We start from the raw sequence: 22,962 nt of genomic DNA, 5'->3' as shown, positions 1-22,962 counted from the left end.
GTCGAAGTAGTACTCGCCCCGCTCGTTGGTGACCGCCGTACCGATCTTGTTGCCATCGGCGTCGTACAGGTTCACCGTGGCACCCACCACCGGCTCCTCACCGGGGTCCTGGATACCGTCCTCGTCCAGGTCCTTCCAGACCCGGTTACCGATCTGCAGCGGCGCCTCGTCACACATCACTTCGAGGTCCGCGATACCGCGGGACTTGCCGAAGTCGTCGTTGAGGTAGTTGCCGTCGGTCTCGGCGTTCGCGGTGCCCGTGGTGCGGTCGACCCACCGCACACCACTGCCCGTCCACCCGTGCTCCGTCGTGGAGATGTTCGGGTCCATCGCGGTGAAGGGGATGGTCGTCTCCACCTTGGACAGGGCCAGACCACCCTCACTGATCTCCCGGTGCATACCGGCGGACCAGTCACCCGGGTAGTACTCCCGGACGTTCGGCTCGTCATGCCCGCCGTTGGTGGCGGGGCTGGCGTTGTTCTTGCAGCCGCCGTTGCCGTCCAGGACGAACATGTGGTTGCCGCCACGGCAGGCCCGGTTGATGTCACCGCCCTCGAACGCGGTCGTCGGGCGGGCGTCGTTCGTGCCGGGCAGCACCCAGCCGGTGCGGTCGGAGAACCGGTCACCGAAGCCGACGACCATGTCACCGTTGGTCTCGAAGAGCAGATCGGACAGGATCGGCTCCGGGTTCTGCATGTTGGGCGACGTGCAGTCGTGGCCGTCCTGGGTGTTGGGCCGCGTGTTGCTCCACGGGTACCAGGTCGAGCCGAAGCAGTTGCCGTTCTGGTAGTTCGTCTCCATGCGCTGGTAGTTCAGCGGCTGGTCCATGACCGTGCCGGTGAACTGGCCCGTGACCGGGTCGAAGACCTGCACGACCGCCCGCAGATCGGCCTTGCTGCCGGTCGACTGCGCCGAGCAGACACCGCCGACGTAGACCTTGCCGTCCTGGATACCGATGCCGGACGGACGCCAGTCGCCCGGCGCGGCACAGCCCGGGTCCTTGATGGGGTACGACGCCTTGTACGTGGCAGCCGTCGGCTGCGTGGCGTCGTAGCGGTAGAGCCTGCGGTCGTGCAGGTTGACGACGTACAGGTCCTTGCCGTCCGGGCTGACGTCCACATCGCCCAGCGACTCCTTGCCCACCACCGGACCGAACGCCTCGTCCATGTTGGCGCCCGGGTTGTGACCGGTGGAGCCGGCGTTGGGCACCCGGGTGAACACCGTGGTCTGCTTGGTGGCCGGGTCCGTCCGGTAGATCGCGCCCGAACCACCGGGACCGTACTTGGTGCCCCGCTTGGCATACGCGGCAGAGAAGATCTGCTTGGTCACCCGGTTGTAGCCGATGCCCCACACCGTACCGGTCTGGCCGGTGCTGGCCAGATCGGTCAGCTGGTCGTACGTGCCCCGCGCGTTGTACGGGAACGACGTCAGCGTGCGCTTGCTGTCCGGCGACGCGTTGCCCACCGGGATGCTCGCGTTCATGCAGGCCGTCACCAGCATGGCGTTCTTCTGGCAGTAGTCCTCCGGGCTCCAGAACGAGGTCGTGATCTCCACGTTCTTGCCGCCCGACAGGTCCACGAACTCCACGTTCGACGACAGCACCGTCGGATCGATCAGATCGCTCCGGGGCGAAGCGAATCCGGGAAAGAGCACACCCTCCTCGGGGTTCTTCACCTCGATCCGGTATTTGCCGCCACCCAGGCTGTTGCCCGGGGTCAGCTTCACCGTGCCGTCCGCCTGCGTGGTACCGGTGATCGACCGACCCTTGTCGTCGGTCAGCACCACCGAGACACCGGACATGCCCGGCTCCAGCACCTGGTCCCACTTCCCGTTCGCGTTCACCTCCCGCACCACACGGATGGTCGCGTCACCGTCCCCGGAGTCGGCCGCCGCAGGGAGCACCGAGGAAACCACCCCGGTGACCGCGAGCGACGCCGATAACGCCGAAGCCAACGCCAAAGACATACCGCCGGACCATCGCCGACGCTGCTGTAACTCCATTTACCAGCCCTCTCTGGTGGCTGAAATAATTTCCCTATAAGTCTCCATACGGATCAAGACACGCGCGTCAACGCAGCGCCCAAAAAACACTGAGATGGTGTAAGGAAAATGCGCCAAGCGTGGGTGATATCGAAATCGCCCGTCAGCATCGGTGCACCGCACGGCGGCCTCGGAACATGCCCTGTCACACCGGGGCCGTGGTCTCGACGGCAAACCCCGCTGTGCCACCGGCGCGGTGTTCTTGATTCGAGGTGGCGTATCTGCGATAGACAGCTCACGGCCGTATCAGATGCGGCGGTTTCTTCCTGCCCATCCTCTGCGAGAGGTGATCCATGCGCATTCCGCTCGGTTCCCGTGGTTCTTTACGGCAGTTGACGCGCCGTCGGCGAACACGCGTCCTGGCCGTGGTGTTCGCCGTCGGACTGTCCTGCTGCGCCCTGGCATGGGCCGCCGGCCAGGGCGGTGCGGCGGACGGGCCGCGGGCGATCACGTCGGAGGAGGCCGGCCGGCTGGCCATGGCGCGGTTCCACGCCTATGAGAACGGTCCGCACCGAGTCACCCTGAAGATCGACGACGGCAGGGACTCCTACGAGGTACGCGGCCTGATCGACTACCGCAAGCACCGCGCCGTGGGCTCGTACGCCGCGGGGGAGCCGGGGCCGAAGCAGCAGAAGGGGCTGATCGCCTGGGACAACAGCGGCCTGGCCGTGGCCACGGAGGCGAAGGGGACGTCACCCTCGTCGAAGACGGCCGAGATCGCACGAGCGGCCGCCAAGGTGCCCCACGGGGGCTGGTCACCCCGTGCCTACGCCGGATACCCCCTGGACGTCGCGCTGCGAGTGGTGATGGCCCTGGGGGCGGACCGGCCGGACAACGCGCAGCTGCTGGCCCAGTCCGGGCCCCGGTACCTGGGGGAGAGCACGCTGCGCGGGACGTCGTACGCGCGTCTCTCAGGACCGCGGCCGAAGCCGCAGGAGACGAAGCCGCAGGAGACGAAGCCGCAGGAGACGAAGTCGCAGAAGGAAGGCGCGGCCGGGGCCGGCTCCGCAGCCCCGACCACACCCCAGCCCCGCCGCACCGGGCTCTCCCCGCTGACGTACTGGGTCGACGAGGACGGGGAGCTGGGCCGTCTGGAGATCCGCAGTGGTGGTGTGGAGCGGCCGGTCACGGTGGACTTCACCGGTCATGAGGGCCGGGTGAAGGTACCGGTGGAGCCCTGGGGGGAATCACCCGGCGGCAAGTGACCCTGGGGGAGAGGCCCGGCTCCTTCCCGGAGTCGGGGAACCGGCCTCTCCCCGGCAGCGGTCAGCGGCGCGACTCGGGCAGCGGGTAGGCCGCGAGGTCGACTTCGCCCGGCAGCCGCAGCGCGGGCCGGGCGGGCGCACGCGCCGGGTCCGGCATGCCGGGCTGGTCCGGCGGCGGCGGGACATCTCGGAAGGACACCCCGGCCGGAACCGATGCGAGCTTCGACGGCCGGCCGGACGTGGACAGCTTGGTGTCCTTGCCCGGGCAGGCGGACAGGGTGCCGGGCAACGGCTGCGGACTGGTGGGGCCGTGGCCGTTGCCGGCGTAGCAGTTGCCCCCGCTGCGTGCCGTCAGCACGACGAGACCCATCTGGTCCTCGCTCACGGCGTTGTCCTCGATCCGGTTGCCGAGCGCCGGGTATCCCTGCTCGTCCCGCAGGACGAAGGCGCCCGCGCGATTGCCCTCCACCCGGTTGTGTTCGAAGCGGTTGTGGGTGCCCCCGCCGATGCCGACCCCGATGCCGAAGCCGCCGTCCGCCTGTTCCGGGCTGCTGTCGTCGTTGTTGTCGCTGATCGTGTTGCCCGCGAACACGGCATGCTGCTGGGGGCCCAGCGCCTCCAGGTTGTTCGAGAGCACCGTGATGCCCACTCGGTTGCGGCGGATGGTGTTGCCGAGGAAGTACAGGTCCTTCGACGCGTTCGTGACCTCGACGCCCACCGCGTTGTGCTCGGTCAGGTTGTTCCGCACGACCGTGTTGCACGGCTTGCACTGGCCGACGTAGATGCCGGAGTCCGACTGTCCGGAGCCGTAGGAGTGCTCGATCACCCCGTCGCGGGCGTCGAAGGCGTAGATGCCGTAGAGGGCGTTGTTGTGGGCCGTGACGTAGGAGGCCCGGAAGCCGCGCAGCGCCGGGAACTTGACGGTGTCCAAGGGGTCGTATCCCGCGCCGCCGGCCCCCGCTCCCTGCAGTGCCTCGTCGGTGACACCGGTGAACAGCAGCCCGTTGGCGAGGTTGTTGCGTACGGTCAGGTTCTCCACGACCGACGCCGCACCGGTGACCGTGATGCCGTTGGTGCGCTTGAACTCGCCGTCCACCACCACGGTGGAGCGGTCGGTACCCCGCAGCACGATCCGGGGTGTGCGGATGGTGACACTCTCGCGGTAAACACCCGGAGAGACCAGCACCATGTCACCCGATCGGGCGGAATCCACTGCCTTCTGGATGGACGGGAACTGGCCCGGAACCCGTAAGACCGCCGACTGACCGCCGCTCGCCGGTCGGCTGTCAGAACCGGACGTGCCGCATGCCGCCGGTCCCAGCAGGGCGATCAACAGGCCGAGAAGCACAGCCGTCCGGCCCGGCAGGGTCCTCGGGACACCAGGAACACGGCGTTTCGTGACGAAGAATCGCATGGGGCCCAGGTGTAGCGTCAGGCACGCCGCAGCAGCCGATCATCGCCTCCCCCTGCCCTCGTCGGCCCGGGAGACAGCGCGCTGTCGGCATCCCCGCATGTTTCATGTGACCGACCCTGGAGCACCGGTGATCAGCACACCGTCCGATCCTCGTCCGCCGACCCGCCGCTCCGTCCTCGCCGCCACCACGGCCGCCGCCCTCGTCACCGCCGGCTGCGCGGCGGAAACACGCCGGCCGGAAGCGGAGACCACCGAGGACCACGCCTCCGGAACAACCTCCGGTACCCGTGCGACGCAGGCCCGGCAGCGCGGTGTCAGCGACCCCCAGCCCCGGTACGCCGTCGTCGCCGCCCACGATCTGGCGTCCGGCCTGCGTGGCCCGGACGGCACCACCGCCCTGCGCAGGCTCCTGGACCGCTGGACGGCGCTTCCCCTCCCCGACGGCACCACCCGGACCGTGGCGCTCGGCCCGGCCCTCTACCGCAAGCTCGGTCTCGCGGCGCCCGACCGATTACACGACATCCCCGCCCTTTCACGTGACCGGCTCGACCCCGACCGCGGCGGCGGCGACGTCCTGGTGCAACTGTCCGGCGACGATCCCGAAGCGCTGCGCGCCCTCTCCCGCCGGCTCGGTACGACGGCCGCCGGGACGCTCGTGTCCCGCTGGGACGAGCGGGGGTTCCTGCCCGATCGCCCCCGGGACGAGACACCCCGCAACCTCTTCGGCTTCAAGGACGGTACGGAGAACCCGTCCGTGGCCGAAGCGGACCAGTGGGTGTGGAACGCCGACGGCAGCACCTACCTGGTCTACCGGCGCATCCACATGGACGTCTCCGACTTCGAAGCGCTCCCGCGCGGCCGTCAGGAAGCCGTCATCGGACGCTACCGCGCCAGCGGAGCGCCGCTCGGCGCACAGCGCGAACGCGACCAGGCGAACCTCTACGCCAAGACCGCGCAGGGCCGTTACGTCATCCCCGTCGACGCCCATGTGCGCCTAGCGCATTCCCGGCTCGACGGCGGAGCCCGCATGCTGCGCCGCGGCTACTCGTACGACAACGGAGCCGACGACCGCGGTCTGCTCTTCCTCGCGTACATGCGTGACCCCGCGCTCTTCACCCGCGTGCAGGAACGCCTCGACCTCTCCGACGCGATGAACAAGTTCGTCGAACACCGGGCCTCCGCCGTCGGCTATGTGCTGCCCGCCGGCGACTCGGCAGCACTGCTCGGCGGATAGGCCCGCCGGGTGCCGGGGCCTCGTACCGTGTGTCCTTCCGCTGATGGAGGCATTCGTGCGGTGGGGCCATCATGGCCGTGCGATCGGGGACTCCAGAGAGTTGTTCGGCCTGACCAACAGAAGTAGGCGAAGGAGTCCCATGTTCACACGATCGTCGCGTCGTTGGGTGGGCGTGACCGTTCCTGCTCTCCTCCTGGCGGTGGCCGGGTGCGGTGTATGGGGAAACGACTCCGCCCAGGGAACTCCCGCGGCGGCTCCGCTGCCTTCCCTTTCCGTACCGGCTTCGGCTTCTGCCAGCAGTTCGCTGGGGTCGGCGCTGCCGCCCGTGGGCGAGGCCGAGTTGTCCCCGGCGGTTCGGGGGAAGAAGGTGCTCGTCGTCGGTGACTCCTGGGCCGGATCTTTCGGCGAGGGGATGGCCAAGGTCGCCTCGGGCGGAAATGTGATCGTGAATGCCGGACTGGGCGGCTGCGGCATCATGATGCCGGACACGGTGCAGGGAGGGAAGAAGCCGGAGGACGCTTGCCTGAAGTGGCCGAAGGAGTGGCCGCAGTACATGAAGCAGTACAAGCCGGATGCGGTTCTGCTGCGGACGGCGAACTGGGACATGACGCCGCAGTCCTTCGACAATTCCGGGGTCGAACTCAGCATGGAGCACGTTCCGTTCCGCCAGAGGTTCTTCAAGAACATGGGGCGTGCGATCGATATCCTCAGCGAGAACGGGACCCCGGTCTATCTGACGAACGCGAAGATCGAGGACAGTTGGAAGAATCTGTCCCTCAAGATGAACGACGCTGTTCAGCAGGTGGCGGACAAGTACAAGGACAAGGGTGTCCATCTGCTGGACCTCAGGGCCCAGTTGTGCAATGACAACGGATGCCCGCCCGTCCTGGACGGCCACAAGCTCTACGACGCGACCGGCCACCCGGCCAACTGGAGCCGCGACCGCCTCGCCACCTGGATGCTCAACGCGATGTTCGTCGGCAGCCCCGCAGGCACCACCGGTTCATGACCTTGCTCCGACGGCCACCCGCGGCACCGGAGCGCACCGGGTCATAGGGCTACGGGTGGTCTCGGGCGTGCGGTGATGTGCGGGCGGCCGGGGCTCGCCACAGCTTCGAGCGCTGGTGCCGCGATCGGTCCGCCCAGGCGCGATGCCGGTCGGCAGGAAGACGTCCTGTACGACGTCGCCGCTCTTGCCGCTCTCGCCGTGTTCGCCCGGCGGCCAGGGTGGCGGCGGCCCCGGTGGCGGCTCGCTCATCACCACTCTCGGCCACGAGTCCGGGCTGCGGATCTCGAAGTCCTGACCGGCTCGGTGGCGGGGCCCGCCTTGCCGTGGTCGTGGGCGCGAATCCGCTGCCGCGGCGGCGTTGCGGAAGGCGAGCCGTGGCCGACCGGTGCGTCGGTGCCGTCGGCTGTGCGGGGGCGGCGCTCATGCGGAAACGGGGCCTGCCGGGTGGGTGGTAACACCTGCTACCATTTCGGCATGTCGAAGACTCAGTGGGGTGCCCGCGTCGATGATTCGGTCAAGGAACTCGCCGCGATCCGGGCGAAGGAGCGCGGTCTGAGCATCGGCGACTACATCGCCGAGCTGGTCCGCGAGGACGTCGCCGGACTGCGCAAGCGGGGCCTGGACGCCGCCCGGACCTTCCTCGACGAGTACCAGAGTGTCTTCGACGAGGCCGAGGAAGCGGACCGCCAGGCCACGCCCACGGGGGCCCACGCCGCGTAATGGATCTGCACATCGACGTCCCCTGGGTCCTGCAGGTCGCCGAGATCGCGGGCGCCGCGGACCCCGCGCCCGAGGACTACGGCGTTCCGGTCGCCGCGGTGGCCTGCCATCGGGCCGAACTGCTCGAACAGCCCGTCTACGGCGGCCCTTACGCCCGCGCCGCCGCCCTGGTCCATGTGCTCGGCCGGTGCCGCTGGCTGGAGCGATCCAACCTGGCCGTCGCCGCGGCGACGGGGGTGATGTACCTGGAGGCGTCCGGCATCCCGGTCAAGCCCGGCCACCAGGACGCCGTCGCCCTGCGCGACCTGCTGCGCGACCCCTCCTGCACCGCGGCGCGCATCGCTGAACTGCTACGCGGCTGGCCACGCTCCGCCTGAGCCGAACTGCGCCACGGGGTCGGTCAGTGCTCCGACGGGTGAGACGGTGCCTTCAGAGTCGCCCCATGGGCTACGACTTCGCGCTGCCCTGCCGCAGTACCGCTACGGCCTCGTCCACGGTCATGGCCGGGTGCAGGGTGTCGTCCTGGAGCTGCAGGCCCAGGTCGGCGGCCAAGAAGCCGATCAGTTCCACCACGGCGAGAGAGTCCAGCCCAAGATCAGTGAGCGTGTTCGCGTCGGCGATGGCGGTCGGGCCGACCTGGAATTTGTGAGCGTCTGCTCCAAGGACTTGCGCAGTGAGGCTGTGCTCTGGGCCGCCGCTTCGCGTCGGAGCGCCGGGGGCCGATGCGGCCGTCTTCAGTGAACCTGGGGCGGTTTGATGCTGGCGGGCAGCCGCCATGGCAGAGGCTTCCGTTGGGCCGGCACGGTTCCGTCGGCCGGTTGTGGGCCGCGGCAGGCGGTCGGCGTCTTCGGCGGCAGATACACCGGCACGGCTTCGGCCCTGGCCACCCGCCTGCCTCGCTTCACCCTGCCCGGTCAGCCAACCTGGCGTGCCCGCACCAGCCAACGCCTGTGCAGCAAGTTTCCCCGTGACCTCCCGCTGATCCGCACCACCAGTGCGGCGGCGCCATCGGCCTGTCCTACGGTGACAAGCAGTACGCCCACGCCTCTGTCTGTCGGGCGGATCCCTCCACGGGCTCGGCGCCTGCGCCGGAGTCGCCGACGAACTGCGGGCCCGCGTGGACAACGGCCAGGTGGGGGTCGAGGAAGTGGTTGGTGCGCAAGAGGCCTGAAGTGTGTGTCGGGCGCGATCATCTTCCCGTGCGCTGTGTCCTGTTACTGCGGCTGGTGCTGCCTGCCTGGCCACTTCCTGTATCGGTACCGCGGTCTCCTGGACCGTGCTCCCCCACAGCCACCTACCGGCTGCCCGAAGCGGCGCTGTCCGCTTCGCTCAGGTGCCGGCCGTCAGCCTGCGTCGGCTCCGTTACCCGTCCGGGGCTCACCTCTGCTGCCACGGGTGACGGCAATCGCCTGCCGTGACGGCTCGGGCTGCTTGCTCAGGACACCGCCTGCTGGCATGGCAGTTCAGGGCAGGGGACCGGTGCGCCGGCCATCCGTGATCCGAACAAGGGAGCAGTTATTCCCTGGAACAGGTGATCGTCACCCATGTGGTCACCGAGGCGTCTGGGGTGGGTGAGACTTACGGTGTGCAAGCGACGGGCTGCAGACCGTAGTTGCCGCACAGGTCCCACACACGACAGCTACACCGCTAGGAGCAGCACGATCATGAACCTTCTCACGGACGTCCTCGCCGGCCTCATCCACTTCATCGGCTGGCTGATCTGACGTCTGAGGACGTCCTCAGAAGCGCGCAGCGGCGCCGTCTCCCCGTCCCCGGGAGGCGGCGCCGCCCCAGTTCCGGGTCAGACCCGGCCGGGTCGGGAGCACGCTCAGGAAGTCCGGAGCCGGACAGTGGTGTCAGCCGCCTCCGCCAGACGCACAGTCAGGGCTGAGATCCGGGACCTGACTTACTGGAGTTCGACGCATCCGTCGTGTTGGAGGCGTGGATGGCTGAGCACGATCAGCTCGCCACCGCTTGATCCACCCACTGAACTTGTCGTTCATGGTCCGGTGTCGAACGCGGCTCGAACCTGGCCGGTGTTTTCGCAGTTCAGCGGACGCGTAGGCAGCCTTCGTCTGATCCCGTGCTCCGTCACGGAGGCATAGGAACAGCCGAAGGCCGTGGTCACGAGTTTGGTGCATCAGGGTGTCCTGCGGGATGCGTTCGCGGAAGTGTCACGCTTCTGGTCGGAGCCGTACGCGTGTCCGACCGCGCGGGACGACGCGTTGTTCGAGTTGTGCGACGCGTTGTTGTGTACGGACGGGCCGGTGCGGACGCTGGTCGATCTGGCGCTCGCACCTGAACATCGCCGCGGGCATGGGGCTTTGTACGGCGGGCTCGACCAGGGGCGGATCGATATCGCCCGGCTGCGCCGTGCCCTGGTGCGGAGCACACGTTTCGCCTGTTCAGGCATTTGAAGCGGCGGGGACTGAAAACGCAGCGGAAGCCACTGCCCCAGTCCGCGACCCCACTGAGCGCGCCGAAGGGCCGCCCCGGATGCGACCCGGAGCGGCCCTCACACAACCGAGAAAACCCCTAACTCCAAAGGAGACCCCTGGTCGTGAAACACCAGGCTAACGCCCAGATCAACCTGTCGGTAGGGGCGGTGACCGAGCTGGTGGCTCGGGCCGCAGCGGGTGACCGTGACGCATTCGCCGTCCTCTACGACGACTACCGCGACGCCGTGTATCGCTACCTCCGTTCGAGGACCGGGAACCGGGACCTGGCCGAGGACCTGACCAGCGACACCTTTGAGCGCGCCCTCCGCCGCATCGATACGTTTCAGACACGGCCGGCGACCGGCGGCTTCGTGGGCTGGCTGATCACCATCGCCCACAACCTTCACGTGGACCACCTGAAACTGGCGCGCGTGAAGCGGGAGATCTCCTCCCCGGAGATCCTCTCGCTGGTGAAGGACGAGAGCGCTGAGACGTACGGGCTCCGGAAACTGGAGATCGCCGATGCTGCCAGGAGCGTGGCCAAGGCCATGAAGTCTCTGACCCCAGCACAGGCGCAGTGCGTGCGGCTCCGCTACCTGGACGGTCTGTCGGTGGACGAGACGGCTGCCCGAATGGGCAAGCAGCGGGGCGCGGTCAAGACGCTGGCTTACCGCGCAAAGTGCAGCCTGGAGCAGGCGCTCGTCGCCGAGGGGGTGGCGGTGTGAACCGGAACATCCCCCGCACCATGGAAGTCACCCGCGAGGCCATGGCCTCCGCCGGCAACGACCCTGCGGCAGCCATCGTCCACGCCCTCAACAAGTCGCGACTCCTCGTCGACCCCGAGCGCACGTACGGCGTCGTCCCGCACCGCACCACCGCCGGCCGTCAAGGCGACGTCCGCCACCCCGGCGACGCCCGTCAGGACGGGCGCCAAGGGTGGCAGGACCGCATGACGAACCAGATTCCCCTTCAGCCAGCGGCAGGCACGCCGACCTGCATCATCCGCCTCGGCGACCACGATCCGTCCGGGGTGGACATGACCTGGGACATCGAGGACCGGATGGCGCTGTTCGGAGCTGACGTCACGGTGCGGCGCATCGCGCTGAACATGGATCAGGTCCAGGAGCACAACCCGCCGCCGAACCCGGCCAGGCTGACCGACTCACGGGCCAGCGGCTACATCCGCGAGCACGGCCGGAGCGGCTGGGAACTGGACGCACTGGACCCGACGATGCTCGACCAGCTGATCGAGGACGAGATCTGGGCCTGGAGAGACGCCGACCTCAGGGACCGGGAGACCCGGGTCATGGAGCGGGAGCGGACTCTTCCGCGGGGTGTCGCTGACCGGTGGGACGAGGTCTCCGCACCGGTGGGAGGTGACGGCCGGTGATCTCGAAGCTCGCCATGCTGACGAAGAAGGTCATCGAGGCCGCGTGGTTGAACGGTCGGTCGTACGACCTGGCGACTCAGGCCGCGGAGGCTCTGGAGTCGGCGCAGCTGCTCCAGTCGCCCGAGACCGCCGCCGAGCTGCACACGGCCGGCATGCTCGCCGCCGCCGAGCTGGTCGACGGCGCGTTCCACGGCGAACCGTTCCCGAGCTACCCGCCCGACTTCGCCGCGCTCGTCCGGGAGAAGGCGCAGGAGACGTGCAGCCGTCAGGCAGCGGCCGGTGCCGCTCCGACCGAGTTCTTCCGCCCCGGCCGCACGTACATCCGCAACCTGCCGTTCCGAGCACTCGAGGACGTTCCCGGCTTCGAGTGCGTGGGCGTCAGCGTGCACCCGACGAAGGGCACACTCCGCGCCTTCGGCTTCGAGCGGCCCGGTGCCGGCAGTCCGTGGGTGTCCGCCGCGCAGCGCATGGAGAAATGGGCGGACGGCTGGGTCGACCTCGGCCCGACCGAGCCGGACCGGCTGACACGCACCTTCGCCGCCGACCAGGCCCTGAGGGAGGACAAGGCCGAGGAGGCGGACGGATGAAGCCCGCCAACCGGCACCGCTCCCGAGAGCTGACGTACAACGACCGCGTCTTCGTCGTCCGTTACCGCCGCCACCGTGACGCCCGGGAGACCGGTGAGTTCACCTCTAGCGACCGGCGGCGGGCGTGCCACCACGCCCGCCGGCACGCCGCGAGCGGTCGCCTCGTCGCCTTCACCCGGCACGTCGGCAGCGGTCGTTGGGAGGACCTGACGGCTGAGGTCAGGGGAGAAGCCGACCTGTCGTGAGCGCGTACAGCACCGCCTTCCGGGCCCTCACCAGCAGCCGGGCGCTGCGCCCCGACGAGGCCGCGCAGTTGCTCGCCGGCCTCCGCATCGAGACCGCCGAGGAGCTGGTGGCTGCGGCGGAGAAGGAACTGGAGCACGACAGCGAGTTCCGCCGGTCTCCGACCGACACCGAAGGCGAGTGGCGCCGGAAGCGCCGCAGGTACGGCGCCGCGATGGACGCCATCGGCCGCCTCCGCAGCCTCGCCGCCGCTGCCCTTCGCCCGAACCTTCCGAACCAGCGCAACAACCGGAGCACCTCATGACAGCCTTGAACGAGATGGAGCAGGAGATGTTGGACGTCCTGCTCGGCTTCCCCGGCCACGTCGTCGTCACCATGCGGACGAAGAACGACCGTCCAGCGTGAGGGCGCCGAGTACGAAGCCGACGTCGTGGTCGACATGGGCCAGGACACGGGTACCGTCACCAAGACCCGCTACACAGCGCGCGACGGCGCCTCGGTCCACCACCCGGGCGTGGAAGGCGATCTGGAGCAGCTCGGCCAGGGCGTGGACCCCGTGCGGACGACCGTGGACGAACCGGTCCGCGAGGGCCTGACGTACGAGCGGACGCTGGCGCTGGACACCGTTGAGCGCTTCTGCCACAGCGCCGGCGACAAGATCATCCAGAAGCACATTCCTCACTTCGACGGTCTGAAGAAGAGCCGCGGAGAGGTCGTCAAGCTGGTCCTCCCCGTGGCCCGGGCCGCCTGGGAGGACCTGAAGAACAACGACAGCGTCCTCAACCTCAGCGCCGTTGCCCGGATCCGTCCCCGGCCTTCGGTTGAGGACCGCCACTACCGCGAGCACGGCACGTACGTCGGCGCCCCGGAGATCGCCGTGACGCCCGTCAGCGGCAGCCGTCACGTGCCCGCGACCAGCCGCATTTCGTTTGATCACGACCAACCGTACGGAGGAACTGTCATGGATCGAGAGTGGGAACTCACCGGGGCGCAGCGGGCGAAGGTTGCCGCTGAGTGCTCCACAGGCGGACAAGCCCAAGCCGAAGGTTCCCAACTCCGGGCGTCCCCTCGGGGCCGGTGGTCGCCTCGCACTGCCTTCAGGGGCCGATCATGGCTCGTACGAGGGCCTTGCAGCCGCTGCCCGCGCCGCCGGAATCCTCGTCTAGCCGCCAGCCCACAGCGGACAGGGGCCCCACGCAGGGACCCGCCCCGGCCACCACACCGGAGCACCCCATGTCCATGCCATTCTGGCGCCGCAGGAACCAGGAACCGGAACCGGTTCGCTCCCGGTTCCAGGGCCTCGCGCGCGGTGCAGAAGGCGTCGCCCCGATCGGCGACCCGGTCACGATCCTGACGAATGCCCTGACCGAGGCCCAGGAAGAGGCCGCACGGTGGAAGCGGCACGCCGACGCCTACGATGCCGAGCGCAGTGAGGCCGCACAGCTCAGCCACCACTACCGCAACCAGCTGGAACGCGCTGAACGCGACCGTGACGGCGCGTACCGGGAGCGTGCGCAGCTCCTCGCTTGGTTGACCGCGCTGCACCCGTCGACGGCCGTCATCACCGCCTCGTCCGACGTCGACGAGGACGGCTGGCAGCTGCTGTACCTCGTGGCCGGCGGCTGGCGGATGTCCTGGCACATCGCCCCGTGTGACGTCCCGCTCTTCAAGCACGTGACGGTCGTCGAGCCGACGGACCCGCGGGTCCAGTGGGACAGGCACGGAGCAGTAGTACGAGCGGCTCCGGAATCACGTTCGGCTCCCGGCGCACGACGGGCTCGTCGATGACGCCTCATCGACGGCCGTCAGCGGCACGGAGGCGCGCAGTGCCTGAGACGCCGACCGCCCGGCCGATCTCCGAGGAACGGCTCGCCGAGATCACCGCCGAGCGGCTCGCCGAATGGGAGGGAGCCCTGACGCCGTGACCAGCATCGCCTTCGGGGACTGCGAGACCACCCACCTCGACGCCGAGATCGGCGAGGCCTGGGAGGTCGCCGCCGACCGCACGACCGCGGACCCCGAGGCCCTGCGCATCAGCCGTCACGACGCCCACAACTACGAGGAGCAGGGCGAGCCGGGCCTGTACTGCCTCGGCCTGGCCGAGGGCGAGAGCGCCGTCGCCCACCGAGCTGTCCGCCGGAGCACAACCTGGAGCAGCCGTCATGGCGGGCATCGCCGCGTTCATCATCCTCGTCACCGTCGTCAGCGCGATCCTCTGCGGTCACCACCTCGAGGACCTGCCGCCGGTCACCCGCGCCCGGCTCCGCCACCGTCGTACAGCGCCTGCCTGCCTCACCGGCGCAGTCCTCACCGCCACCGCCGGCACCTGTGCGGCCGACGGAAACCTGTGGCTGATCGCCCTCAGCCTGTACACGGCCGTCCTGCTCGCCTGGTACGCCCGCCGGTCGTACGCCGCGCACCGCCGCCAGGACGCGGAAGCCGACTGGGAGAGTCGCCGCGTACTCGGCGAACGGCCTGATCCGTTGAATCCGTGCTGCATGCTCGCCCGCCACAGCAGAGGTGCAGCGCACAACCGGCGATGCACGGACGAGTTCCACCGCATCGTCGCCGGCTTTGCCGCCGAACCCTGGAGTAACACGTGAGCTACCCGACCCTGTTCACCACACCCGGTGTTCGCCAGTTCGCCGAGGAGACCGACGCCGAACGACAGCGGCAGATCGACAAGTTCGGCGAGTGGGCACAGAACTACCAGGAGATCAACCCCCGCGCACTGCAACCGACCTCCGCACCAAGGTCATCGACCACGAGCAGGGCAACGGGCTCGGCATGCCCGCCATGCGCACCGGGATGCTCGCCGCCAACTGACCGCGCCGCACGGGCGATCGTCCCCATCCGCCGTCCGTGTCACAACGGCGGAGACCAGCACCCACCCTCAGGAGACAGCGTGATCGCCACCGGCGTCGGCGCGGCCTGCCCCCTGTTCCTCTGCGGAGCGGCCGGTGCCCTCGTCGTCCTCGTCCGTCTCGAACACCGGAGGAATCGCATGCCCGACCCGTCCGGCACCCGCCGACCGCAGACGCCGGTCCTCTCCACGGACGGAGGCGAGCAGCCGTGAGCCGCCTGGCCGGCCTCCTGCACACCGCGTACGGCGCCCTGTTCGGGTGGCTCGCCTGGTGCGCCGTCCAGTCCGCCCGCAACGACGCCCTCTGGGCCTGCGCCGCATTCGCCGCCGGATCCTGCTTCGTCCTCGTCGCCGTGATCCGCGAAGGTGACCTCACGGACGCCCGGCGCCGCGAGGCCGTGCGAGCCCGACGCGACGCCCACCTGCACCCTGCCGACGCCAGTGCCGCCGCGGCAGCCGTCGCCCTCGCCGGCTGGTGCTGCACCGCATGGGCGGCCACCGCCGGCACGGAGCACGACCCGGCCTGCCGGCACCGAGGCCCACGGAGCAACACCGCATGACCGGCCCGTCGACCGGCCCCCGGGCGCCCGACGCCAACCGTGCCGGAGATACCCGGATGCGGCACCGCGCCGTCAGCGCGACCGCGCCCCCGCCGTCCTGGCCGTCGTCACCGCTGTAGTGCACCGCCGGACCGGCTCATGAAGCGGAAGCCCTCGCTCCGGTGGATGCGCAGATGGCCGTGCTGGTAGGCGAGTGCCACGGCATGCGCCCGGCGGCGGGCCCGTAAGACGCCGAGAATGCGGCGGATGTGGGTCTTGACGGTGTTCACACTCAGATACAGCTCACCGGCGATCTCCTCATTGCTCTTCCCCGCCGCGATGCACTGCAGCACCTCCTGACAGCGGTCGCTGAGGACGATCCACTCGCGGGGTTCGGGCGAGAGGTTCGTCAGCCAGCCCCGTTCGTACCCCACGGCGACCATCTCGGCACGCTCGTTGGTCCCCAGACCTTTGCCCAGCCGGGAGACATGCCGCTGCACCGTGGGCCAGGCGACATGGAGGTGGTCGGCGATCTCGGCATTCGTATGGCCGCGGGCGATGCCCGACAGGACCTGAATCTGCCTGCCGCTGGGCTTGTACGCCTGCCCATGGGCCGTTCGCACGATGCTCTCCGGATCGCTGATGGTCACGGTGTTTCCTTCCTGCCGTCTTGGTGCGTCCCTGCGTTTCTCGCCTCACCCACAGGGAGGTCGCAGGGCGGCAGTCCTCACGCCGCGCGACAAAGGAGGCTGCCTAGACCAGAGCGCCCAGCCCCGCTGTCATGACGCGCCCACACGGGGTCTTTCGCGTCATGTCTTCGGCCGCCGTGTCTCAGGACTTCCGGAGCCTCCGGCTTTTCCGGAGGACGGGATGCGCCGCACGGGGAGGAGGAGCCGATGACCGACCCCAAGAGGTCCGCCGGGGGCGGGGCCGGGGACGGCCGGCGCGGCGGCCTGGGCGGGGCTGCCGGCCGGGGCAGGACGGCGGCGACCGAAGCCGCCGCCGAGGAGACCGTCCAGCTGCTCCGCCTGGGCCGGGACCCGTACCCGCACACCCTGTCCACCGGGGCTCCGGCCCTGCCGGCACCCGCGCCCGAGACGGCCGACCTGGTCCGCCGCGCCAGACTCGGGGAATGCGGCGCCGTGCACAGACTGTGCGCGCGAGCCATGCGTCCGGCCAGAAGGATCGTCAGGCGGTACCTCCGGCCCGCCGAGAAGGAGGCGATGGAGGAAGTCCTCTTCGACGCCTGCCGGAGGGCCGTCCACGCACTGCAGCAGACCGCCCAGGGCGACAGGACCTTCGGCTTCGAGCGGGAGGTGAAGATCGGGGTCAGACTGGCCGCCAGCGATCATGTGCTGCGCCAGGAGGTCACCGGCGACGACCGACGCATCGACGAGACACTTCTCGCGTACGACGTCCTGGCCTCGCTCCCCTCGCACCACGCCGATGTGCTGTGGGCGGTCGACGTCGAGGGCGAACCGGCGGGGCGATACTCGCCCGGGCTGCTGCAGACCGGCCGCGACGCCCTCGTCGACGCGTATCTGTGGCGGGGGCTGCGTCGCACCGGGCCGGTGGAGGGCCGGGGGGACCACCTGTCGTATCTGACGGCCGCCTCGTACGTGCGGCGCGAGCTCACGGCCGGCGGGACGGCCGACGTCCAGACCCATCTGGAGGGGTGCACGCTGTGCAGATTGCTGACCGCGGAGGCCACGGCTCCGGGAACCAGCCTGCCGTCGGAGCTCACCAGGGCGGTGACGGCCCGTCATGAACAGGGACGGGGCTGGGCGCGCTGGCGCGGCGGGCCGACCGCCCGCGCCACACGCGGGACCCGCCGTCCCGCACCCTCCGGCGGCGACGGCGCGGTCCGGCTGACGGGTCGCTGACGCGGTTGCCGCGTTGTCGTCAGAGCGAGGCCTCTCTCGGCGAGGTACCGTGCGGCGATGGCGGACGGCTCGCCGGGCCGGGCGGGCGGGCGTCCGGGAGGTGTCGCGGGTTGCGCCGGCCGCGGGTCGTTGGCCGGTGGTCCCGCGGTCGCCTCCGCTGACGTTGCCGTCAACTGCCGCCGTCACCCCATGCAGAAGCCCCGTCAGGAAACGCGTCCTGACGGGGCTCCTCAATGTGATCAGCCGTGGTACTGGCCCAGTTCCGGCCTCACGTAACGCTGGTACGCCAGAGACCACACATCCGTCTCCCGTCGCACCCGCCTCATCGTCGACACCGGGTCGTCGGCCCAGCCGTCGAGCAACGACTCGGTGGCTGCCTGGCAGGACCGCTCGAATTCCACGGCCCCCATGGCGCTTTCAAGACCGTGCTCAAGGAAGCCGACCGTCTCGACGGCCCGTGTGGACAACTCCTGTCGGAACACCGCTTCGAGGCGGGCCAGCTGTCCGAGTGCGGCAGCCGCAAGATCACGAAACCCGGTGACGAACTCCACGGGCACGGTGAGGGCGGAAGCGTGCTCCCCCAGCTTGTGGTTTGCTTCCTCCGCCGCGCGTACCAGCCCGGGGTCGATCCCGGACCCACGCAAGTGCCGCCATACCGCGCGTACGCCAGCATCCACGCGGTAGTACACGGCTTGAAGGCGCTCGTCGGGGCATGCGACGAAGACCGCGCCCCCGATGCGGAGGACCAAGGAGGCGCTGTAGGCCAAGTCGGGGCCCTGAGGGGAGTCCAACATGGTGTGCTCCGTCCCTTTGTGCTGGAAAAGCTGCGCGGGGCGGAGGAAGCCCCGCCCCGCACTGCTTTGGTCAACTGGCTACCACTCAGCTGTGGTCGCCGATGTTATGGACACGGACGATGCACCGGAGGGTCCTCCACCTGTCGCCATCGACGTACTTCGCCACGCTGATCCCGGCTCACGAGTCCGTCATGTCGGCCGCTACGGGCGTCGAGGCGCGGGGAACTGTAGCGCGCTCACCGAACCGGCCGCGTGCTCACCGGTCGTCGCCTGTCGGCAGGGACTCCCATACCGCCTGGGCAACGGCCAGGTCCTGCCAGCCCATTCCGACGCTCTTGTAGACGGAGATCCCCCCGCCCGCGCGCAGCCCGGCAAGATCGCCGAAGTCCAGCAGGCGGCCGGGGTCGAGGGCGCCGTCCTCGACGGCCCGCACGATGTCGCCCGCCTCCCGCAGCGCCGTCTGCCGGTGTTCGACGAGGACGAGGGAGGCACGGGAGAAGACGTGGCCGTCGAGTTCGCGCGCGTCCGGCGTGTGGGAGCCCACGGCGACGACGAACGCGTGGTCGGCGAGGTCGGCGCCGTCGAAGACAGGCGTCGTCGACGTGGTCGCGCACACGACGATGTCCGCGGACGCCACGTCTCCGGGTGCTCCGGGCCGCACATCGACGCCCGACCGCCCGAGCCGCTCGCACAGCGCCGTCACATGTTCCTGACGGCGGCCCACGATCCGTACCGTGTCGATCGCCCGCACCGCGCGTACCGCCTCGACATGTGCCTCGGCCTGCGGGCCCGCGCCGAAGACAACCAGGCGGCGGGTCTGTTCGGGGGCCAACTCCCGCACCACGAAGGCGGATTGGCCGGCGGTGCGGACGGTGGTGAGCGCGGTGCCGTCGAGGACGGCGAGCGGCGCCAGGGTGTGCGCGTCGAACAGCGTGTAGAGGCCCTGGATCCTCGGCAGCCCCTGCTCCGGATTGCGGGGCGCCACGCCGATGATCTTCACGCCCACCGTCTCGCTGCCCGCCGCCGGCATCAGCAGAAGTTCGCCGTTGTCCAGCGGGACGCTGGTGCGCTCGGTGAAGCCGCCCTCGGCGTAGGCGGGGCCGAGTGCCCGGCCCAGTGCCGCGATGGCCATGGGCCACGACAGCAGGTCGGAGAGCAGGGCGGAGTCGACGAAGGGAAGGGCTCGCATGGTGCGGATCCTAGAAGGGGGGCGGCGCCGGTGGGCGGGAGGGGGCTGCGGAGCGCCCGCAGCGGTGGTGGGGGCGGGGTCTCCGGGCCGGACGAGGCTCATGCAGAAGGGCGCGATCAGCCCTTGCCGTGGTGCCGTCGGCGTGGCACCGTACGGCCACCCGTCGGCCTGGGCGCAGGAGGGGGTATGCATCGTGCGTGATCATTCCGGTCGTGCGCCGTGCTCAGCCGCCCCGTGGGCGCTTCGCACCCGCCTGCCCCGAGCGGATCCCGGCCGAGGGGACCGCACTTCCCCGGTCGGCACCGGGCCACGCCCGGAACCGGCCAGGGCCGGCGGACGACCGTCCCCGGACCGGATGCGCGACGGGCGTCACGTTATGACCGACGCGTGGATTGCACTTGCCGACGACCAGGAGAAGCATTCTGAACATGTCTGTAACCACCGACACCGGTGAGCCGTTCACGGCGCTGCGCCCGCGCGAGTCCCTCAGGGACGCGACGGTCCGTACGCTTCACGCCGCGGTCATCTCCGGCTACCTGCGGCCCGGTTCGGTGTATTCCGCCCGCGCGCTCGGAACGCAGCTCGGCATCTCGGCGACGCCCGTCCGCGAGGCGATGCTGGACCTGGTCAAAGAGGGCCTGGTGGAAGCCGTCCCCAACAAGGGTTTCCGTGTGGTCCAGCTGACCGAGCGGGAACTCGACGAACTCAACGAGCTGCGGCAGCTGATCGAGGTCCCCACCGTGCGCCGCATCGCGCTCAAGGGCATCGACGACCCCGTCGCGATCGCCGAGCTGCGCGAGCTGGCCGAGGAACTCGTCCGCAGCGCCCGGGAGAAGGACTTCATCGCCCACCATGTGGCCGACCTCCAGTTCCACCTCAAACTGCTCGCCCACGGGGGCAACGACAACCTGGTCCTCACCGTGCACAACCTGCGCATCCGTTCGCGCCTGTACGGCATGCCCAGACTCGCCGACCGTGGACGACTTCTGGCCACCGCGCAGGAGCACGTCGACCTGCTCGACCTGATCATCGCCCGCAGGGCGGACGAGGCCGAGGAACTGATGCGCCGGCACATCGGCCATGTGCGCGGCGTCTGGGCCACCGGCGAGGACACCGAGGCACAGGCACGGGAATGACTCCTGCGGCCCCGGCTCAGTGCCGGCCCGGAGCCACTCCCGCCCGGTAGGCGAGGACGACCGCCTGGACGCGGTCGCGCAGGTCAAGCTTGGTCAGGATGCGGGACACATACGTCTTGACGGTCTCCGCGCTGAGCACCAGCTCCGCCGCGATCTCCGCGTTCGACAGGCCCGCACTGAGCAGCCCGAGCACCTCGTGCTCCCGCGGGGTGAGGACCTTCAGCCGTTCCCGTTCCTGTTCCTGTTCCCGTTCCCGTGCCGCGTCCGGCCCGGCTCCGGGACCCGGGGCAGGGGCAGGGGCGGGGGCCGGGCCGTCCGGGGCGCGCACCCGGGCCGCGAACTCCCCGATGAGCGTGCGCGTCACGGCGGGCGCGAGCAGCGACTCGCCCCGCACGACGGTCCGTACGCCGTTGACCAGTTCCGTCGGCGGCGCGTCCTTCAGCAGGAAGCCGCTGGCCCCGGCGCGCAGCGCTTCGTACACATACGCGTCCACGTTGAAGGTGGTGACCACAAGGATCCGCGTCCTGGTTGTGGTGCCGGGACCGGCCAGCTGCCGGGTGGCCTCGATGCCGTCGAGCAGCGGCATCCGGATGTCCATCACGGCGACGTCGGGCCGCAGCGCCCTCGCCGCCTCGACCGCGGCGCGGCCGTCGGCCGCCTCTCCGACCACCTCCATGTCGGGCTGGGCCGAGAAGATCGTGACGTAACCGGCCCGTACGAGTGCCTGGTCCTCGCAGATCAGCACACGGATCGGGGCACCGGAGTCCGCCGGGGGGAGCGGCGGGAGAGAGGGGAGCGGAGGGTGCCAGGCGGTCATGCGTCACCTTCGGGTGGGTATGCGGGCGCGGACCGAGAAACCCCCGTCGGTGCGAGGGCCCGCGGCGAAGTCGCCGCCGAGCATACTGACGCGCTCGCGGAGCCCGCCGAGACCCCGGCCACCGGAAACATGCTCCGGCCCAGGCACCGCACGGCGGCCGTCGCCGTACGGGCCGTCACCTCGGCGGGTGTGATCGTCGGGACCGGCATTGGCGACCTCGACCTCGACGTGTTCGCTGCCGTAGCCGACGGTGACGTGGGTGGGCCGCCCGCTCGCATACTTCATCGCATTGGTGAGGGATTCCTGGACGAGCCGGTACACGGCCAGGTCCGCGCCGATCGGCAGCGGCACCCGCTCGCCCTCCTCGACCAGTTCGACCGGCTGACCGCCCATACGGGTCTGCTCGACCAGGTCGCGCAGATCACCGCGGGCAGGCGCGCGACCGCCAGGACCCGACCCGTCCCGCGCCGACTCGCCGGTGGCCTCCAGCACGCCGAGCAGGTACCGCAGTTCGGCCAGCGCGCGCCGCCCGGTCCCGCTGATCGCGGTCATCGCCTCGGTCACCCGCTCCGGGGACCCCATCAGGAACGGCGCGGCGTCGGACTGCACCACCATCGCGGTCACATGGTGGGTCACCACATCGTGCAACTCCCGTGCCAGGCGGCTGCGTTCGGCCGCCGTGGCGGCCAGCGCGGCGAGCCGGCGCCGCTCGGCCTCGGCCGCTCGACGGCTCCGTACGACGGTGCCCGCGCCCCAGAAGGCCGCCAGTGCCAGCCCGATGACGGCATAGTCCTGCAGCCGCTGCGGCGATCCGAGTGCGTGCAGGACCGCGCAGAAGACGGCGTACGCGGCGACGGCGGGCACGATCAGCAGCCGGCGTCCGCGTTCCGCGTGCGCGCCCACCGAGTACAGCGCGAGGTAGAACCCCAGGCTGCCGAACGTCTGCGGCAGCCCCAGCGACTGGTGCAGCCCGAAGGACAGGCCCGTCAGGGCGAGACAGAGCGCGGGGTGGCCGGCACGCAGTGCCAGCGGCAGCGTCTGACCCAGCGTCAGCAGCACGGCGAGCACGGGCGCGTGCCGGGTCGGCAGATCACCGAACCGGGCGCCGACACCGGCCAGCGGCTCGGCGAAGGACAGCACGGTGAGCACGAGCGCCGACTCCCGGTCCCGCACCCGGCGCGGGCGCCCGCGCCACCATGCGGTCCAGGTCCGCCACCAGCCGGTGCACACCGCTGCCGTGCGCGCGGCGCGGGCGCGGAGCAGGGACGCGGGCGCCGGGCGGGGCGGCGGCGTGCCGTCGGTGCTCTTGCTTCTCACGAATCTCACCGTGGTCCTACGGATACGGCCGTGGCCCGGCGCGGGCGGGCTCGGCAGGGCGGGGCAGACCTGTGCCCGCCGACCGTATCGGCGGACGTCGCCGCGGACATCCCCCGTGAGTGGACAGTGCCGGGGTCCCCCGCG

General features: G+C 70.2%; 27 protein-coding genes. 18 read left to right on the top strand and 9 right to left on the bottom strand.

The window, feature by feature from the left end; genetic code table 11:
* A partial coding sequence (locus tag CTZ28_RS42365; RefSeq protein WP_220795543.1) for an SdrD B-like domain-containing protein occupies positions 1–1,953 on the bottom strand: 1,953 nt, incomplete at its 3' end.
* A 380-nt stretch (positions 1,954–2,333) separates the two neighbouring features.
* Between CTZ28_RS42365 and CTZ28_RS42360 the strand changes: the two genes are divergently transcribed.
* Positions 2,334–3,245 (top strand): hypothetical protein, encoded by a 912-nt coding sequence (locus tag CTZ28_RS42360; protein WP_147481281.1) that lies wholly within the window; start codon positions 2,334–2,336, stop codon positions 3,243–3,245.
* A gap of 61 nt (positions 3,246–3,306) precedes the next feature.
* Here the strand turns inward: CTZ28_RS42360 and CTZ28_RS42355 are convergent, their stop codons facing one another.
* Positions 3,307–4,434, bottom strand: a complete 1,128-nt coding sequence (locus CTZ28_RS42355) for a right-handed parallel beta-helix repeat-containing protein (RefSeq protein WP_259472069.1) — start codon at positions 4,432–4,434, stop codon at positions 3,307–3,309.
* A 352-nt stretch (positions 4,435–4,786) separates the two neighbouring features.
* Between CTZ28_RS42355 and CTZ28_RS42350 the strand changes: the two genes are divergently transcribed.
* From CTZ28_RS42350 to CTZ28_RS42330, 4 genes are all read left to right on the top strand, one after another.
* Positions 4,787–5,893, top strand: coding sequence for a Dyp-type peroxidase (locus CTZ28_RS42350; protein WP_259472068.1), 1,107 nt, complete (start codon positions 4,787–4,789; stop codon positions 5,891–5,893).
* A 139-nt stretch (positions 5,894–6,032) separates the two neighbouring features.
* Entirely contained in the window at positions 6,033–6,902 is an 870-nt protein-coding gene (locus tag CTZ28_RS42345; RefSeq protein ID WP_147481280.1) for a DUF459 domain-containing protein, read from the top strand.
* A gap of 474 nt (positions 6,903–7,376) precedes the next feature.
* A complete protein-coding gene (locus CTZ28_RS42335; RefSeq protein WP_121895085.1) occupies positions 7,377–7,622 on the top strand; it encodes a hypothetical protein in 246 nt (81 codons plus the stop codon).
* The gene (locus tag CTZ28_RS42330; RefSeq protein ID WP_121895084.1) at positions 7,622–7,999 is read left to right on the top strand and encodes a fic family toxin-antitoxin system, toxin component; all 378 of its coding nucleotides are present in this window, start codon (positions 7,622–7,624) and stop codon (positions 7,997–7,999) included. Before CTZ28_RS42335 ends, CTZ28_RS42330 begins: the two co-directional genes overlap by 1 nt.
* A 70-nt stretch (positions 8,000–8,069) precedes the next feature.
* Here CTZ28_RS42330 and CTZ28_RS42325 read toward each other — a convergent pair whose 3' ends face one another.
* Entirely contained in the window at positions 8,070–8,399 is a 330-nt protein-coding gene (locus CTZ28_RS42325) for an acyl carrier protein (RefSeq protein ID WP_121895083.1), read from the bottom strand.
* Between the two features lie 1,343 nt (positions 8,400–9,742).
* Here CTZ28_RS42325 and CTZ28_RS42320 point away from each other — a divergent pair.
* The 6 genes from CTZ28_RS42320 to CTZ28_RS42295 all read left to right on the top strand — a co-directional run bounded on the left by CTZ28_RS42320 (position 9,743) and on the right by CTZ28_RS42295 (position 12,584).
* The gene (locus CTZ28_RS42320; RefSeq protein WP_398657857.1) at positions 9,743–10,039 is read left to right on the top strand and encodes a transposase; all 297 of its coding nucleotides are present in this window, start codon (positions 9,743–9,745) and stop codon (positions 10,037–10,039) included.
* A gap of 143 nt (positions 10,040–10,182) precedes the next feature.
* The gene (locus tag CTZ28_RS42315) at positions 10,183–10,785 is read left to right on the top strand and encodes an RNA polymerase sigma factor (RefSeq protein ID WP_183154863.1); all 603 of its coding nucleotides are present in this window, start codon (positions 10,183–10,185) and stop codon (positions 10,783–10,785) included.
* Positions 10,782–11,450, top strand: coding sequence for a hypothetical protein (locus tag CTZ28_RS47560; protein WP_183154862.1), 669 nt, complete (start codon positions 10,782–10,784; stop codon positions 11,448–11,450). The genes CTZ28_RS42315 and CTZ28_RS47560 overlap by 4 nt, the downstream gene beginning before the upstream one ends.
* The gene (locus CTZ28_RS42305) at positions 11,447–12,037 is read left to right on the top strand and encodes a hypothetical protein (RefSeq protein ID WP_121895081.1); all 591 of its coding nucleotides are present in this window, start codon (positions 11,447–11,449) and stop codon (positions 12,035–12,037) included. The genes CTZ28_RS47560 and CTZ28_RS42305 overlap by 4 nt, the downstream gene beginning before the upstream one ends.
* Positions 12,034–12,282, top strand: coding sequence for a hypothetical protein (locus tag CTZ28_RS42300; protein WP_121895080.1), 249 nt, complete (start codon positions 12,034–12,036; stop codon positions 12,280–12,282). Before CTZ28_RS42305 ends, CTZ28_RS42300 begins: the two co-directional genes overlap by 4 nt.
* Complete coding sequence (locus CTZ28_RS42295) at positions 12,279–12,584, top strand: hypothetical protein (protein ID WP_121895079.1); 306 nt, start codon at positions 12,279–12,281, stop codon at positions 12,582–12,584. Before CTZ28_RS42300 ends, CTZ28_RS42295 begins: the two co-directional genes overlap by 4 nt.
* 66 nt (positions 12,585–12,650) lie before the next feature.
* On the opposite strand, the gene CTZ28_RS42290 is transcribed toward CTZ28_RS42295, so the two are convergent.
* Positions 12,651–13,217, bottom strand: coding sequence for a hypothetical protein (locus tag CTZ28_RS42290; RefSeq protein WP_147481278.1), 567 nt, complete (start codon positions 13,215–13,217; stop codon positions 12,651–12,653).
* Between the two features lie 296 nt (positions 13,218–13,513).
* On the opposite strand from CTZ28_RS42290, the gene CTZ28_RS42285 reads away from it, so the two are divergent.
* The 5 genes from CTZ28_RS42285 (at position 13,514) to CTZ28_RS42275 (ending at position 15,703) form a co-directional block, all read left to right on the top strand.
* On the top strand, positions 13,514–14,068 hold the full coding sequence (locus CTZ28_RS42285) for a hypothetical protein (protein WP_121895077.1): 555 nt from the start codon (positions 13,514–13,516) through the stop codon (positions 14,066–14,068).
* 374 nt (positions 14,069–14,442) lie between these two features.
* The gene (locus CTZ28_RS42280; protein WP_121895076.1) at positions 14,443–14,883 is read left to right on the top strand and encodes a hypothetical protein; all 441 of its coding nucleotides are present in this window, start codon (positions 14,443–14,445) and stop codon (positions 14,881–14,883) included.
* 91 nt (positions 14,884–14,974) lie between these two features.
* The gene (locus CTZ28_RS49125) at positions 14,975–15,106 is read left to right on the top strand and encodes a hypothetical protein (RefSeq protein ID WP_259472067.1); all 132 of its coding nucleotides are present in this window, start codon (positions 14,975–14,977) and stop codon (positions 15,104–15,106) included.
* Between the two features lie 79 nt (positions 15,107–15,185).
* Entirely contained in the window at positions 15,186–15,356 is a 171-nt protein-coding gene (locus CTZ28_RS47555) for a hypothetical protein (protein ID WP_183154861.1), read from the top strand.
* Entirely contained in the window at positions 15,353–15,703 is a 351-nt protein-coding gene (locus CTZ28_RS42275) for a hypothetical protein (RefSeq protein WP_121895075.1), read from the top strand. Before CTZ28_RS47555 ends, CTZ28_RS42275 begins: the two co-directional genes overlap by 4 nt.
* Positions 15,704–15,810: 107 nt before the next feature.
* Here the strand turns inward: CTZ28_RS42275 and CTZ28_RS42270 are convergent, their stop codons facing one another.
* Positions 15,811–16,332 (bottom strand): response regulator transcription factor, encoded by a 522-nt coding sequence (locus tag CTZ28_RS42270; RefSeq protein ID WP_121895074.1) that lies wholly within the window; start codon positions 16,330–16,332, stop codon positions 15,811–15,813.
* Positions 16,333–16,578: 246 nt separating this feature from the next.
* Between CTZ28_RS42270 and CTZ28_RS42265 the strand changes: the two genes are divergently transcribed.
* Entirely contained in the window at positions 16,579–17,565 is a 987-nt protein-coding gene (locus CTZ28_RS42265) for a hypothetical protein (protein WP_121895073.1), read from the top strand.
* A gap of 239 nt (positions 17,566–17,804) precedes the next feature.
* Here CTZ28_RS42265 and CTZ28_RS42260 read toward each other — a convergent pair whose 3' ends face one another.
* Positions 17,805–18,314: a hypothetical protein gene (locus CTZ28_RS42260; RefSeq protein ID WP_147481277.1), complete on the bottom strand. Its 510-nt coding sequence runs from the start codon at positions 18,312–18,314 to the stop codon at positions 17,805–17,807.
* 301 nt (positions 18,315–18,615) lie between these two features.
* The gene (locus tag CTZ28_RS42255; protein ID WP_121895071.1) at positions 18,616–19,548 is read right to left on the bottom strand and encodes an ornithine cyclodeaminase family protein; all 933 of its coding nucleotides are present in this window, start codon (positions 19,546–19,548) and stop codon (positions 18,616–18,618) included.
* Between the two features lie 428 nt (positions 19,549–19,976).
* On the opposite strand from CTZ28_RS42255, the gene CTZ28_RS42250 reads away from it, so the two are divergent.
* Positions 19,977–20,684, top strand: coding sequence for a GntR family transcriptional regulator (locus CTZ28_RS42250; RefSeq protein ID WP_121895070.1), 708 nt, complete (start codon positions 19,977–19,979; stop codon positions 20,682–20,684).
* A gap of 16 nt (positions 20,685–20,700) precedes the next feature.
* Here the strand turns inward: CTZ28_RS42250 and CTZ28_RS42245 are convergent, their stop codons facing one another.
* Together CTZ28_RS42245 and CTZ28_RS42240 are read right to left on the bottom strand one after the other, a co-directional pair.
* Positions 20,701–21,501 (bottom strand): response regulator transcription factor, encoded by an 801-nt coding sequence (locus tag CTZ28_RS42245; RefSeq protein ID WP_121895069.1) that lies wholly within the window; start codon positions 21,499–21,501, stop codon positions 20,701–20,703.
* A gap of 3 nt (positions 21,502–21,504) precedes the next feature.
* Positions 21,505–22,818: a sensor histidine kinase gene (locus CTZ28_RS42240; protein WP_259472066.1), complete on the bottom strand. Its 1,314-nt coding sequence runs from the start codon at positions 22,816–22,818 to the stop codon at positions 21,505–21,507.
* Positions 22,819–22,962: the final 144 nt, after the last annotated feature.

The organism is Streptomyces shenzhenensis (assembly GCF_003688995.1).
Lineage (GTDB): Bacteria > Actinomycetota > Actinomycetes > Streptomycetales > Streptomycetaceae > Streptomyces > Streptomyces shenzhenensis_A.
This window is presented reverse-complemented; position numbering and strand designations above follow the sequence as displayed.

Bases quoted from the DNA above. Each gene is read 5' to 3' on its own strand.
- CTZ28_RS42360 (WP_147481281.1), top strand. From the start codon at position 2,334: ATGCGCATTCCGCTCGGTTCCCGTGGTTCTTTACGGCAGTTGACGCGC.
- CTZ28_RS42355 (WP_259472069.1), bottom strand. From the start codon at position 4,434: ATGGTGCTGGTCTCTCCGGGTGTTTACCGCGAGAGTGTCACCATCCGC.
- CTZ28_RS42345 (WP_147481280.1), top strand. From the start codon at position 6,033: ATGTTCACACGATCGTCGCGTCGTTGGGTGGGCGTGACCGTTCCTGCT.
- CTZ28_RS42335 (WP_121895085.1), top strand. From the start codon at position 7,377: ATGTCGAAGACTCAGTGGGGTGCCCGCGTCGATGATTCGGTCAAGGAA.
- CTZ28_RS42330 (WP_121895084.1), top strand. From the start codon at position 7,622: ATGGATCTGCACATCGACGTCCCCTGGGTCCTGCAGGTCGCCGAGATC.
- CTZ28_RS42325 (WP_121895083.1), bottom strand. From the start codon at position 8,399: ATGGCGGCTGCCCGCCAGCATCAAACCGCCCCAGGTTCACTGAAGACG.
- CTZ28_RS42300 (WP_121895080.1), top strand. From the start codon at position 12,034: ATGAAGCCCGCCAACCGGCACCGCTCCCGAGAGCTGACGTACAACGAC.
- CTZ28_RS42285 (WP_121895077.1), top strand. From the start codon at position 13,514: ATGTCCATGCCATTCTGGCGCCGCAGGAACCAGGAACCGGAACCGGTT.
- CTZ28_RS42280 (WP_121895076.1), top strand. From the start codon at position 14,443: ATGGCGGGCATCGCCGCGTTCATCATCCTCGTCACCGTCGTCAGCGCG.
- CTZ28_RS42265 (WP_121895073.1), top strand. From the start codon at position 16,579: ATGACCGACCCCAAGAGGTCCGCCGGGGGCGGGGCCGGGGACGGCCGG.
- CTZ28_RS42255 (WP_121895071.1), bottom strand. From the start codon at position 19,548: ATGCGAGCCCTTCCCTTCGTCGACTCCGCCCTGCTCTCCGACCTGCTG.
- CTZ28_RS42250 (WP_121895070.1), top strand. From the start codon at position 19,977: ATGTCTGTAACCACCGACACCGGTGAGCCGTTCACGGCGCTGCGCCCG.
- CTZ28_RS42245 (WP_121895069.1), bottom strand. From the start codon at position 21,501: ATGACCGCCTGGCACCCTCCGCTCCCCTCTCTCCCGCCGCTCCCCCCG.